This is a genomic window from Pandoraea anapnoica (genome assembly GCF_902459765.1).
Classification (GTDB): domain Bacteria; phylum Pseudomonadota; class Gammaproteobacteria; order Burkholderiales; family Burkholderiaceae; genus Pandoraea; species Pandoraea anapnoica.
Genome location: NZ_CABPSP010000001.1, coordinates 514,693 through 527,884, shown reverse-complemented (window position 1 = coordinate 527,884; position 13,192 = coordinate 514,693). Strand labels below are relative to the sequence as shown.

Annotated in this window: 11 protein-coding genes; 7 read left to right on the top strand and 4 right to left on the bottom strand. The window is 61.7% G+C overall.

Translation table 11 applies throughout. The annotated features are described in order from the left end of the window. Window positions 1-271: 271 nt before the first annotated feature. Genes PAN31117_RS02520 through pcaF form a run of 3 tightly spaced genes read left to right on the top strand, consistent with a single transcriptional unit; the run spans window position 272 to window position 2,832 of the window. Complete coding sequence (locus tag PAN31117_RS02520; RefSeq protein ID WP_150661247.1) at window positions 272-946, top strand: 3-oxoacid CoA-transferase subunit A; 675 nt, start codon at window positions 272-274, stop codon at window positions 944-946. A gap of 24 nt (window positions 947-970) precedes the next feature. Continuing rightward, on the top strand, window positions 971-1,621 hold the full coding sequence (locus PAN31117_RS02515) for a 3-oxoacid CoA-transferase subunit B (RefSeq protein WP_150736784.1): 651 nt from the start codon (window positions 971-973) through the stop codon (window positions 1,619-1,621). An 8-nt stretch (window positions 1,622-1,629) separates the two neighbouring features. After that, entirely contained in the window at window positions 1,630-2,832 is a 1,203-nt protein-coding gene (gene pcaF, locus PAN31117_RS02510; RefSeq protein ID WP_150736783.1) for a 3-oxoadipyl-CoA thiolase, read from the top strand. Between the two features lie 163 nt (window positions 2,833-2,995). Here the strand turns inward: pcaF and leuA are convergent, their stop codons facing one another. Both leuA and PAN31117_RS02500 read right to left on the bottom strand, forming a co-directional pair. Further along, window positions 2,996-4,708 carry a 2-isopropylmalate synthase gene (gene leuA / locus PAN31117_RS02505; protein ID WP_150736782.1) on the bottom strand — a complete coding sequence of 571 codons (1,713 nt, stop codon included), beginning with the start codon at window positions 4,706-4,708 and terminating at the stop codon, window positions 2,996-2,998. Window positions 4,709-5,021: 313 nt separating this feature from the next. Beyond that, window positions 5,022-5,489, bottom strand: coding sequence for an Lrp/AsnC family transcriptional regulator (locus PAN31117_RS02500; RefSeq protein ID WP_039395891.1), 468 nt, complete (start codon window positions 5,487-5,489; stop codon window positions 5,022-5,024). A 324-nt stretch (window positions 5,490-5,813) separates the two neighbouring features. Here PAN31117_RS02500 and hppD point away from each other — a divergent pair, with 324 nt between their 5' ends. The 3 genes from hppD to PAN31117_RS02485 all read left to right on the top strand — a co-directional run bounded on the left by hppD (window position 5,814) and on the right by PAN31117_RS02485 (window position 9,750). Further along, a complete protein-coding gene (gene hppD, locus PAN31117_RS02495; protein ID WP_150736781.1) occupies window positions 5,814-6,887 on the top strand; it encodes a 4-hydroxyphenylpyruvate dioxygenase in 1,074 nt (357 codons plus the stop codon). A 164-nt stretch (window positions 6,888-7,051) separates the two neighbouring features. Then, window positions 7,052-8,437, top strand: a complete 1,386-nt coding sequence (locus tag PAN31117_RS02490) for an amino acid permease (protein WP_150736780.1) — start codon at window positions 7,052-7,054, stop codon at window positions 8,435-8,437. Window positions 8,438-8,553: 116 nt separating this feature from the next. After that, window positions 8,554-9,750 carry an amino acid aminotransferase gene (locus PAN31117_RS02485; protein WP_150736779.1) on the top strand — a complete coding sequence of 399 codons (1,197 nt, stop codon included), beginning with the start codon at window positions 8,554-8,556 and terminating at the stop codon, window positions 9,748-9,750. 77 nt (window positions 9,751-9,827) lie between these two features. Here the strand turns inward: PAN31117_RS02485 and PAN31117_RS02480 are convergent, their stop codons facing one another. Next, the gene (locus PAN31117_RS02480) at window positions 9,828-10,655 is read right to left on the bottom strand and encodes an alpha/beta fold hydrolase (RefSeq protein WP_150736778.1); all 828 of its coding nucleotides are present in this window, start codon (window positions 10,653-10,655) and stop codon (window positions 9,828-9,830) included. Between the two features lie 278 nt (window positions 10,656-10,933). Here PAN31117_RS02480 and PAN31117_RS02475 point away from each other — a divergent pair, with 278 nt between their 5' ends. Then, on the top strand, window positions 10,934-11,653 hold the full coding sequence (locus tag PAN31117_RS02475) for a glutathione S-transferase N-terminal domain-containing protein (protein WP_150736777.1): 720 nt from the start codon (window positions 10,934-10,936) through the stop codon (window positions 11,651-11,653). Between the two features lie 225 nt (window positions 11,654-11,878). On the opposite strand, the gene PAN31117_RS02470 is transcribed toward PAN31117_RS02475, so the two are convergent. Continuing rightward, window positions 11,879-13,084 (bottom strand): NAD-dependent formate dehydrogenase, encoded by a 1,206-nt coding sequence (locus tag PAN31117_RS02470; protein WP_150665465.1) that lies wholly within the window; start codon window positions 13,082-13,084, stop codon window positions 11,879-11,881. Window positions 13,085-13,192 lie beyond the last annotated feature (108 nt).

The following is a 13,192-nucleotide window of genomic DNA, read 5'->3' as shown; positions in this document are numbered from 1 at the left end:
GAGTTCGTCCCGCTCACATCCGTCTCTGGGCCTTCTCACGCCGTGCGCATCGCAAAGACTCCGGGCAGTCCCTCGCTTGACGCCCGACAACGGAAGGCTTACGCTGTTCTTATAGCGAATATTTGTTCGCTATAAGAACATTGTGAACCAAACGATGCCGCCGCACAAGACGTCATCGCTTGGAGACAGCCACCGGAAACGCGATTGCCACGCGTGTTCATCCGGTTGGAATGTGGATTTGCGAATTGACGGAAATGCCCAGGAGGCACGTGTGATCAACAAGATTTACGACTCGCTCGCCAGCGCGGTCGCAGACGTCCACGACGGCGCGACTATCATGATTGGCGGCTTCGGCAACGCCGGGATGCCTTCGGCGCTCATCGACGCCCTGATCGAACAAGGCGCTCGCGATCTGACCATCGTCAACAACAATGCCGGTAACGGCGAAACGGGCCTCGCCGCCCTGCTCAAGGCCGGACGCGTACGCAAAATCATTTGCTCGTTCCCGCGTCAGACCGACTCGCAGGTGTTCGACGGTCTGTATCGTGCTGGCAAGATCGAACTGGAACTGGTGCCGCAGGGCAACCTCGCCGAGCGCATTCGTGCCGCAGGCGCGGGCATCGGCGGATTTTTCACACCGACCGGCTACGGCACGTTGCTCGCCGAAGGTAAGGAAACGCGCGTGATCGACGGCAAGTCGTACGTGCTGGAATCGCCCATCCACGCCGATTTCGCGCTCATCAAGGCGCTCAAGGGCGACCGCTGGGGCAACCTCGTGTATCGCAAGACCGCCCGCAACTTCGGCCCGATCATGGCCACCGCGGCAAAGTGCGCCATCGTTCAGGTGAGCGAAGTCGTCGAACTCGGCGAACTCGATCCGGAAGCCGTGGTCACGCCCGGCATCTTCGTGCAGCGTGTGGTCGCCGTGCCGCCCACCGCCGCCTGATCCCCATCTGAACCGGAGCAAGACATGAACCGACTGACCCGCGACCAGATGGCCGCCCGCGTCGCCCAGGATATTCCCGACGGCGCTTATGTGAACCTCGGCATCGGCCTGCCCACGGCAGTGGCCAATCATCTGCCCGCCGAGAAGGAAATCATTCTCCAGAGCGAGAACGGCGTGATCGGCATGGGCCCGGCCCCTGCCAAGGGCGAAGAGGACGAAGACCTCATCAACGCCGGTAAGCAACCCGTCACGCTCAAGCCGGGGGGGGCGTACTTCCATCACGCCGACTCGTTCGCGATGATGCGCGGCGGCCACCTCGACTTCTGCGTGCTGGGCGCGTTCCAGGTCTCGAAGACCGGCGACCTCGCCAACTGGCACACGGGCGCACCCGATGCGATTCCGGCCGTCGGCGGTGCGATGGACCTCGCGAGCGGCGCGAAGCAGGTGTTCGTGATGATGGAACATCAGACCAAGCAGGGTGAGAGCAAGATCGTCGATCAGTGCACGTACCCGCTCACCGGCGTGGGCTGCGTCACGCGCATCTACACCGACCTCGCGGTCATCGACGTGACCCCCGACGGGCTGCGCGTCGTCGATATGGTCGAGGGCCTCGCGTTCGACGAACTACAACGCCTGACCGGTGTGACGCTGCTGCCGTCCCCCTCCATTGCCTGAGGTAAAAAATGAGTGAAGTCTTCATCTGCGACGCAATTCGCACCCCTATCGGCCGCTACGGCGGCGCGCTGTCGTCGGTGCGCGCCGACGATCTCGGTGCGATCCCCCTCAAGGCGCTCATGGCGCGCAACGCAAACGTCGACTGGACGCAAGTCGTCGACGTGATCTATGGCTGCGCCAATCAGGCGGGCGAAGACAACCGCAATGTGGCGCGCATGTCGTCGCTGCTCGCCGGTCTGCCGCAGGACGTGCCGGGTGCGACGATCAACCGTCTGTGCGGCTCGGGCATGGACGCCATCGGCACCGCCGCTCGCGCCATCAAAGCGGGCGAAGCAGGCCTGATGATTGCAGGTGGCGTGGAAAGCATGAGCCGCGCACCGTTCGTGATGGGCAAGGCAGCCAGCGCGTTTTCGCGTCAGGCGGAGATGTACGACACGACCATCGGCTGGCGTTTCGTCAATCCGCTGATGAAGGCGCAGTACGGCGTGGATTCGATGCCCGAGACGGGCGAGAACGTGGCGACCGATTTCGGCATCAGCCGCGAAGATCAGGATCGCTTTGCCGTGCGCTCGCAGGAGAAGGCGGCGCGTGCTCAGGCAAACGGCACGCTGGCCGAGGAAATCACGCCGGTGTCCATCACCCAGAAGAAAGGCGAAGCGATCATTGTGGATCGCGACGAACACCCGCGTGCGACGAGCATGGAAGCGCTCGCCAGACTCAAGGGCGTGGTACGCCCTGATGGCACCGTGACCGCCGGTAACGCTTCTGGCGTCAACGACGGCGCCTGCGCTCTGCTGCTGGCAGACGAGGCGAGTGCGGCGCGCTATGGCCTGACGCCGCGTGCCCGTGTGTTGGGCATGGCGACGGCAGGGGTGGCACCGCGCATCATGGGCATCGGTCCGGCTCCCGCAACGCAAAAACTGCTCGCGCGGCTCGGAATGTCGCTCGATCAGTTCGACGTCATCGAACTCAACGAAGCGTTTGCGAGCCAGGGCCTGGCCGTGTTGCGACAACTCGGCGTAGCCGACGACGATCTGCGCGTCAATCCGAACGGTGGCGCCATTGCATTGGGCCATCCGCTCGGCATGAGCGGCGCGCGTCTGGTCACGACGGCGATGTATCAGCTGGGGCGTACGGGTGGTCGCTTTGCGCTGTGTACGATGTGCATTGGGGTCGGCCAAGGCATCGCTATCGCCATCGAAGCGGTGTAATACAACTTCACCGCCGATGTTTTCGGGCCGGGAGTGCGTGCGGTCACCGGTAAGTTCCGCCACGCCGCTCCCGATGTCCCGCCCGCACGATCAGTGCGGGGCGGGACGCTTCTGCCCAATGTCTCCTTCAGTCCTTCCTGTCATTCCTTAGCGCTCGCGTCGCTCAGACAGCCTTCGCCACGTCGCGCATCACGGCGTCGAAGAACTTGCCTTGCGCGTCGGCATCGCTGCGTGCGTAGGCACGGTTGATACCACTGATGACCGCACGGATCGACGCCGTCGTCAGATTGGCGTCGATACCCACACCGAACGCGCTACCCACAATCGTTTCGCCCGCCATTTCCGCGATGGCGATGGCACGCGCGTCTGCGCCTTGCGTCAGTGCTCGCTCTTCGTAGTGCTGCACGCGAACCGGCGTACGCATGGCGTTCATCAGCGCGTCGAGCGGACCGTTACCGGCCCCCGACACCGTCGTGCGCTGGCCATGCACGTCGATGGTCACGGCGATGTGCTGACGGCCGTCGCGCTCGGAGAGCGTGTGGGCGACGTACGCCACCGGGTCCGTCGACGCCACGTACTCCTTCTGGAACAGTTGCCAGATCTGCGAGGCGGTGACTTCCGCACCCGTCTCATCGGTGTAGCGCTGCACGGCCGAGCTGAAGTCGACTTGCAGGCGACGCGGCATCTGCACGCCGTACGTCTGCTCCAGCAAGTAAGCGATGCCGCCCTTGCCCGACTGGCTGTTCACGCGAATGATCGAGTCGTACGTGCGGCCGAGATCGCTCGGGTCGATGGGGAGATACGGCACTTCCCAGACGGCATCCGACTTCTGCGCGGCGAGGCCCTTCTTGATGGCATCCTGGTGCGAGCCGGAGAACGCGGTGAACACGAGATCGCCGACATACGGGTGACGCGGGTGCACCGGCAATTGCGTGCATTCTTCCGACGTGCGTGCAATTTCGTTGATGTTCGAGAAGTCGAGGCCGGGATCGACGCCCTGCGTGTACAGGTTCAGGCCGAGCGTGACGAGATCGACGTTACCCGTGCGCTCGCCGTTGCCGAAGAGGCAGCCTTCGATGCGATCGGCACCGGCCATCACGGCCAGCTCGGCGGCGGCGACGGCCGTGCCACGGTCGTTGTGCGGGTGAACGGAAAGGATCAGCGAGTCGCGACGCGCGAGGTTACGGTGCATCCACTCGATCTGGTCGGCGTAGTAGTTCGGCGTGCCGATTTCGACGGTCGCGGGCAAGTTGACGATGCACTTGCGCTCAGGCGTCGGCTGCCATACGTCGAAGACTGCGTCGCACACTTCCTTGGCGAAATCGAGTTCGGTGCCCGTGAACGTCTCCGGGCTGTATTGCAACGTCCATTGCGTTTCCGGCGCGGCATCGGCACAGCGCTTGATCGTCTTGGCGGCGGACACGGCGAGCGCCTTTACGCCGGGCTGGTCGAGATTGAAGACGATGCGGCGGAATTCGGGGGCCGTGGCGTTGTAGAGGTGAACGATGGCGCGCGGCGCACCCTTGAGCGAGGCGAAGGTGCGTTCGATGAGGTCGTCGCGGGCTTGCGTAAGCACTTCGATGGTGACGTCGTCGGGAATGTGACCGCCTTCGATCAACTCGCGCACGAAGTTGAAATCGGTGTCGGAGGCCGACGGGAACGCCACTTCGATTTCCTTGAAGCCGATGGCGACGAGCGTCTTGAACATGCGCATCTTGCGCTGGGCGTCCATCGGCTCGAAGAGCGCCTGATTGCCGTCGCGCAGGTCGGTGCTCATCCAGATCGGGGCACGCGTAATGGTGCGGCTCGGCCACTGTCGGTCGGGGATGTTGACCGGGGTGAACGGGCGGTACTTCGTAGCAGGGTTCTTCAACATGGCGGGTCTCGATTGTCAGCAAAAGTGTCAACCGGACGACGCACAGACGCAGATAAGCTACGACCTCCGGTTGGATGAACCGGGGCTCAGGTCGGCGTAACTGGGGAAAATCAGCGGTGCTTCAGTGAGGAATTCAGACGATGCACGCGCGCAGCAACGGACCAAGCCCGGTGGAGCGGGCTAGTAGTCGTAGCGAGAGGGAGAATTGCGCGGTGATCATGTGGCACATGAAATCACAGATTTTCGGACGCTGTCAACCATGATGTGTCGCCTCGCGAGTTTCCCACGATGTGGGATGGGCATCGTCACACCATCAAAGCGGCACGGCCGACGTGCATTTGATCTCGTCGAGACAAACACTCGACTTCACGGCACTCACACCCGGAATGCGCATCAGCGTATCGAGCAGAAACTCGGACAGCGCCTTCAGATCGCGCGCCACGACCTTAAGCACGTAGTCGATGTCGCCCGTCACGGAAAAGCATTCCTGAATCTGCGCGAGTTCCGCGACCAGTCCCTTGAAGTTCGACAGGTCGCGGATATGGCCGCGCTCCATCGTCACATGGACGAACGCGACCACGCTGAAGCCGAGCCGTTGCGCGTCGAGCCGCGTGTCGTAGCCCTTGATCACGCCCATTTCTTCGAGACGACGGTGACGCCGCAGCGTCTGCGCGGGCGAAAGCTTGATCGCTTCGGCCAGTTCGAGATTCGAAATCCGTCCGTGGCTCTGCAATATCCCCAACAAGCGTACGTCAATCCGATCAATCTCAATGTCATGCATTTTTATTTCCCATCTCAGACGATTTTAGAAATATTAGTGCATAACATAGGGTTTCCCTAGCGCAGTTACGAAATCCTATTTTGTGCCGACGCACTTACACTGCCCCTCATGAAATGACGCAAATGTGCGCGAAACACTTGCAATAGCAAGGATTTCGACGAACGGAACGAGCGGATTGTGATACCCCGACCCATCGGTCGATAAAGCACAATTTTGTTGCACGATCCGAAGCCGTCTGTACTTGCCGGGACATAACCTCCGGCCGGTGCACGCGCCCAATGAATCTGTCATCCCTGCAAATCACCTCACCAAGCCGAGACGATCATGGCCGACCTGTTTGAAAATCCGATGCAATTGATGGGCTTCGAATTCGTGGAATTCGCTTCGCCTACGCCGAACGTCCTCGAACCCATTTTCGAACAGATGGGCTTCACGCTCGTGGCGCGTCACCGCTCGAAAGACGTGGTGCTGTACCGTCAGGGCGAGGTCAACTTCATCGTGAACCGCGAGCCGAACAGCGAAGCGGCCTACTTCGCCGCCGAGCACGGCCCGAGCGCCTGCGGCATGGCCTTCCGCGTGAAAGACTCGCACAAGGCCTACGCCCGCGCGCTGGAACTCGGCGCACAGCCCGTCGAGATCGAAACCGGCCCGATGGAACTGCGTCTTCCGGCGATCAAGGGCATTGGCGGCGCGCCGCTGTATCTGATCGACCGCTTCGAAGAAGGCAAGTCGATCTATGACATCGACTTCGAATACATCGAAGGTGTCGACCGTCACCCGGTCGGTCACGGCCTGCGCCTGATCGATCACCTGACGCACAACGTCTATCGTGGCCGCATGGCTTACTGGGCCAACTTCTACGAGAAGTTGTTCAACTTCCGCGAGATTCGCTACTTCGACATTTCCGGCGAGTACACGGGCCTGACCTCCAAGGCGATGACCGCCCCCGATGGTAAAATCCGCATTCCCCTGAACGAGGAATCGGCAAAGGGCAGCGGCCAGATCGAGGAATTCCTGATGGCCTTCAACGGTGAAGGCATTCAGCACATTGCCTTCCTCACCGACAACCTGCTTCAGGTCGTCGACAACCTGCAAATGGCAGGCGTCGATCTCATGACCGCGCCGAACGACTTCTACTACGATGCGCTCGAGACCCGTTTGCCGGGTCACGGTCAGCCGGTGGGCGAACTGAAGGCGCGCGGCATTCTGCTCGACGGTACGACCGAGAACGGCAAGCCGCGTCTGCTGTTGCAGATCTTCTCGAAGACGTTGCTTGGCCCGGTGTTCTTCGAGTTCATTCAGCGCGAAGGCGACGACGGCTTCGGCGAAGGCAACTTCAAGGCGCTGTTCGAATCGCTTGAGCGCGACCAGATCGAGCGCGGCACGCTCAAGGTCTGAGTTCCGGGGAGACATGATCGTCCGCTCGCACGGACGATCCCAAAGGACACGGCGACGGTGCCATAAGCACCGCGCCGTGGCGGCTCAACGCTTCCGGTTCGTGCTCACCGCATGAAAACAGAGAAGCGCGTCGCGTGAATACGAAGGTAGGGTAAGGAACAGACATGTCCGCCAACGCAGCAAAAGATGGCTCGCTCCACCGCGGCCTGAAGAATCGTCACATCCAATTGATCGCGCTCGGTGGCGCGATCGGCACCGGCCTCTTTCTCGGCATCGCCCAAACCATCAAAACCGCTGGCCCCTCAGTCTTGCTGGGCTACGCTATTGCGGGCGTCGTCGCGTTTTTCATCATGCGCCAACTCGGTGAAATGGTCGTGGACGAACCCGTCGCAGGGTCGTTCAGCTACTTCGCCAACAAGTATTGCGGTCAGTTCGCGGGCTTCGTCTCCGGCTGGAATTACTGGGTGCTTTACGTCCTCGTCTCGATGGCCGAACTCTCCGCCGTCGGGATCTACGTTCAGTACTGGTGGCCCGGCATTCCCACGTGGGTCTCGGCACTCGTTTGCTTCGGCGTCATCAACGCCATCAATCTCTCCAGCGTGAAGTCGTATGGCGAGATGGAATTCTGGTTCTCCATCGTCAAAGTCGCCGCCATCGTCGGCATGATCGGCTTCGGCGGCTATCTGCTCTTCTCCGGCAATGCAGGCCCTGAAGCGAGCGTGGCCAACCTATGGCGGCACGGCGGCTTCTTCCCGAACGGCGTGTCCGGCCTCGTCATGGCAATGGCGGTCATCATGTTCTCATTCGGCGGGCTTGAGCTGGTCGGCATTACGGCGGCGGAAGCGGACGACCCGTCGCGCACCATTCCGCGTGCGACCAATCAGGTCATCTACCGCATTCTGATTTTCTACGTCGGCGCACTCGGCGTGCTGCTCTCGCTGTATCCGTGGGAAAAGGTCGTGTCAGGCGGCAGCCCATTCGTGCTGATTTTCCATGAACTGAACAGCAACTTCGTCGCTCACGTGCTCAACGCCGTGGTGCTGACTGCCGCGCTGTCCGTCTACAACAGCTGCGTGTATTGCAACAGCCGCATGCTGTACGGTCTGGCCGGTCAGGGCAACGCGCCGCGCGCGCTGCTCAAGGTGAACTCGCGTGGTATTCCGCTGGCCGCCCTCGGCGTCTCGGCAGCCGCGACGGCCGTGTGCGTGGTGATTAACTACTTCATGCCGGGCAAGGCGTTCGAACTGCTGATGGGACTGGTCGTGTCGGCCCTGATCATCAACTGGGCGATGATCAGCGTGATCCATCTGGCCTTCCGTCGTGCCAAGGCACGCGCCGGTGAGACCACGCTCTTCAAGAGCCTCGGCTACCCGCTCACGAACTACCTGTGTCTGGCGTTCCTTGCAGGCATTCTGGTGGTGATGTATCTGATCCCGGATCTGCGCATCTCCGTGTATCTGATCCCCGTGTGGCTGGTCGTGCTGGCCGTCGGCTACCGTCTGCGTCAGAAAAACGCGGCCGCGCCAGTCCCGGCCAGCGCAACGCGCTAAATAAGTCAACGCCGCACGCCGGGCTTTCGACGCCCGGCGTACACCCGGCAGTGCCGCACTAGCGGTATCATCAGACGTTACCCCATCGTTATTCCATCGCTATTCCAGGAACTGCCATGTTCGAACACATCGATGCCTATCCCGGTGACCCGATCCTCTCGCTCAACGAGAATTTCGCGAAAGATCCGCGTACCAACAAGGTCAACCTGAGCATCGGCATCTATTACGACGACGCTGGCCGTCTTCCGGTCATGAACGCGGTTCGTCAGGCCGAAGCGCTGCTGCTGGCCGAAGTCGGTCCGAAGCCGTATTTGCCGATGGCGGGCTTTGCCAACTACCGCGACGCCGTGCAAGGTCTCGTGTTCGGCGAAGACTCGCCCGCGCGCAAGAACGGCAGCATCGCCACCGTGCAGACGCTCGGCGGCTCGGGTGCCCTGAAGGTCGGCGCAGATTTCATCAAGCGTTACTTCCCAGGCTCGCAAGTGTGGGTGAGCGATCCGACATGGGATAACCATCGCTTCATCTTCGAGCGCGCCGGCTTCACCGTGAATACGTACCCGTATTACGACGAAGCGACCGGTGGCCTGCAATTCGAAGCGATGGTCGACGCCATCGACAAGCTGCCCGCACGAAGCGTCGTGCTGCTGCACGCTTGCTGCCATAACCCGACCGGCGTCGATCTGAACGACGCGCAATGGGTGCAACTGATCGAAGTGCTCAAGAAGCGCGAACTGCTGCCCTTCGTCGACATGGCGTATCAGGGTTTCGGCTCGGGCATCGAGGCCGACGCCTTCGTGATTCGCGAACTGGCGCGTCAGGGCCTGCCCGCGTTCGTCGCCAACTCGTTCTCGAAGAACTTCTCGCTGTACGGCGAGCGTTGCGGCGGCCTGTCGGTCATCTGCGAATCGTCGGAAGCTGCGGATCGCGTGCTGGGCCAGCTGACGAGCGCCGTGCGCTCGAACTACAGCAACCCGCCGACGCACGGCGCGAAAATCGTCGCCAAGGTGCTGAGCACGCCGGAACTGCGCAAGTCGTGGGAAGAAGAACTCTCGGCCATGTGCCAGCGCATCACGCGCATGCGCGGCGCGATTCACGACGGTCTGCGCGGCCATGTGCCGGACACCATGCTCTCGCGTTATCTGGAGCAGCGCGGCATGTTCACGTACACGGGTCTGACGGCCGCACAGGTCGACGTGCTGCGTGAAGCCCACGGCGTCTATCTGATCCGCTCGGGCCGCATGTGCGTGGCCGGACTGAACGAGGGCAACGTTGCCGTGGTGGCCGATAGCATCGCCAAGGTGCTGAACGGCTGAAACGGCTGAGTTTGCGCTCGCTGAGATAGAAAAGGGACGGCAATTGCCGTCCCTTTTTCGTTGACGCGACGAAAGGCTTACGACGCCTGCTTCAGGAATTCCAGAAGATCGGCGTTCACCTTGTCCGCCTCGACGGTGCACATGCCGTGCGCGCCGCCCGGATAAATCTTCAGCGTTGCGTTCTTGACGATCTGCGCGGTGAGCTTGCCCGAATCGTCGATCGGCACGATCTGATCGTCGTCGCCATGCAGCACGAGCGTCGGGACATCGATCTTCTTCAGGTCTTCGGTGTAATCCACCTCAGAGAACTCCTTCACGCACAGGTACTGGCCGAGGTGCGAACCCCACATGCCCTGTGCCCAGAAGGCGTCGATCACGCCTTGCGACTTCTTGGCGTTCGGACGGTTGTAGCCGTAGAAGGGCACCGCCAGATCCTGATAGAACTGCGAACGATTCGCGGCAACATTCGCGCGAATGTCGTCGAAAACGCCAATGGGCAGACCGCCCGGGTTTTTGTCCGACTTGAGCATGACGGGCGGCACGGCACCGATGAGCACGGCCTGCGCCGCGCGCTTCGTGCCGTGACGGCCCAGGTAATGCGCGACTTCGCCACCACCGGTCGAATGGCCGACGAACGTGGCGTTGTGCAGATCGAGATGCTCGACGAGGGCGGCGAGGTCGTCGGCGTAGGTGTCCATGTCGTTACCGGTGCCGGGCTGGTCCGAGCGGCCGTGGCCGCGACGGTCGTGCGCAATCACGCGATAGCCGTGCTGCACCAGAAACAGCATTTGTGGGTCCCACGCGTCGGCGCTCAGCGGCCAGCCGTGGGAGAACACGACCGGGCGGCCTTTGCCCCAGTCTTTGTAAAAAATCGCAGTGCCATCCTTCGTCTTGAACGTGCTCATGGTGTCATCCTTAGGTGAGGAAAGTTAGTGCACCAACAAAAGGGCCGATGTGAGCGAAGGCTTTTAATTTAAGGCCCCGATGAGCGCCATTACAAGGTGAGATTTTTTGACGCGCGCGTGAATCACATTCACGAAACAAGTCTCACGGCTGTCATGAAGGACAGCGTGTCACGTGCCACGCACACCGATGGTGCAGCCGCCAGCACGTCCGGACACTTGGCGTTATATTGGGCGTCCCGCGGCGCTGTTGGCCGCTCATCCCGAATGCGTCGATCCCCATGTCCGATCAATCCGCCGAGTTGTCCCAGTTCCCCATCACCCGCAAGTGGCCTGCCGCGCACCCGGAACGCCTGCAACTGTATTCGCTGCCAACGCCTAACGGGGTGAAGGTGTCGATCATGCTCGAAGAAATCGGGCTGCCGTACGAAGTGCATCTGGTGAATTTTCAGACCAACGACCAGCTAACGCCGGAATTCCTCTCGCTCAACCCGAACAACAAGATTCCCGCGATCCTCGATCCGAACGGTCCCGGCGGCAAGCCGCTGCCGCTGTTCGAGTCGGGCGCGATCCTCTGGTACCTCGCCGAGAAAACCGGCAAGCTGCTGCCCGTCGATCCGGCCGCGCGTTACGAGACGCTGCAATGGGTGATGTTCCAGATGGGCGGCATCGGTCCGATGTTCGGCCAGTTGGGCTTCTTCAACAAGTTCGCGGGTAAGGAGTATGAGGACAAGCGTCCGCGCGACCGTTACGTCGCCGAGTCGAAGCGCCTGCTCGCGGTGCTCGATGCGCGTCTGGCCGACCATCAGTGGCTGATGGGCGACGAATACACCATCGCCGATATCGCCACATTCCCGTGGGTTCGCAACCTCGTCGGCTTCTACGAGGCGGGCGATCTCGTCGGCTTCGATCAGTTCAAGAGCGTGCAGCGCGCGCTGGGGGCATTTGTGGCGCGTCCGGCGGTGATTCGCGGACTGGAGATTCCGAAGCGCCCTGCCTGAGCGTGGTGTGACGTGCATTTCGCGACGTCAAAAAGCGCGACGTCAAAAAAGACCGGTGCATCCCGAAGACGCACCGGTTTGAGATCGCGATGTTGCACGAGGAGGTACTACCCCGCCGGGCGTCGAACCGACGACCCGGCGGGTACAGCCAGGAACTGCAAAAGAACTACCGGAACCGTACTACTGCGGTGAATCAGCAAGACTGATGCTCACGCATGAAGAGCATCAGGCCGACTTCTTGAAGCGAGCGGCTTCTTCCGAACCGCCCGTGGCGTTGCCTGCGCTGTACGAGTGCGCGCCCACGCCGGCGAGCTTGCCGTTCTGCACGATCAGGTACTCGTTGCGGATCGGACGGTTCTCGAAGTAGCACTCCAGAATTTCGCGCGTGCCAGCGGCGTAGCGCGTCTGTGCCGACAGGCTCGTGCCCGAGATGTGCGGGGTCATGCCGTGGTGCGGCATGCTGCGCCACGGGTGATCGGCCGGTGCCGGTTGCGGGAACCAGACATCGCCGCCGTAGCCCGCGAGCTGGCCGCTTTCGAGCGCCGCCGCGACTGCATCGCGATCGCACAGCTTGCCGCGCGCCGTGTTGATCAGGTACGCGCCGCGCTTGAAGTGCTTCAGGCTGTCGGCGTTGATCATGTGCTCCGTTTCCGGGTGCAGCGGGCAGTTCAGCGTGACCACGTCGCACACCTTGGCGAGGCTCTCGAGACTCGTGTGGTGCGTGAGGTTGAGTTCCTTCTCGACCGATTCCGGCAGACGGTGACGATCGAGGTAGTGCAGATGCGTGCCGAACGGTTTCATCAGACGCAGCACGCGCAGGCCAATACGCCCCGCTGCCACCGTGCCCACGTGCATGCCTTCCAGATCGTACGAACGCTCGACGCAATCAGCGATGTTCCAGCCGCCCTTGAGCACCCACTGATACGACGGCAGGTAGTTACGCACCAGCGCCAGCGTCGTCATCATCACGTGTTCGGCCACGCTGTTGCTGTTGCAGTACGTCACTTCCGCGACGGTGATGCCGTGTTCCATCGCGGCTTGCAGATCGGTGTGATCCGAGCCGATGCCGGCGGTCACGATCATTTTCAGCTTCTTCGCACGCTTGATGCGCTCGGCCGTCATGTAGGCGGGCCAGAACGGCTGCGAGATTACGATTTCGGCGTCGGCCAGTTCGCGGTCGAGCACGCTATTGTCGCCGTCCTTGCTCGACGTCACGACGAGTTCATGGCCGTTCGATTCGAGGTACTTGCGCAGGCCCAGCTCACCCGACACGCTACCGAGCAATGCGCCCGGCTGGAAGTCGATGGCACGCGGCGTGGGCAGCGTCTGGCCATCGGGGTAGCACTCGATCTTCGGCAGATCGTCGCGGGCGTAGGTCTTCGGGTAGCCGGTAACGGGGTCGTCGTACAGTACACAAACAATCTTGGCCATGGTGTCTCGCTCCTGAATGGTTATCTGCAAGATGTCTGCTTGGCGACGCTTGTCGTCGCTGCATTGAGGCCAATGATCGGTGTATGCGTTTCGTCTGGAAAATCGTTC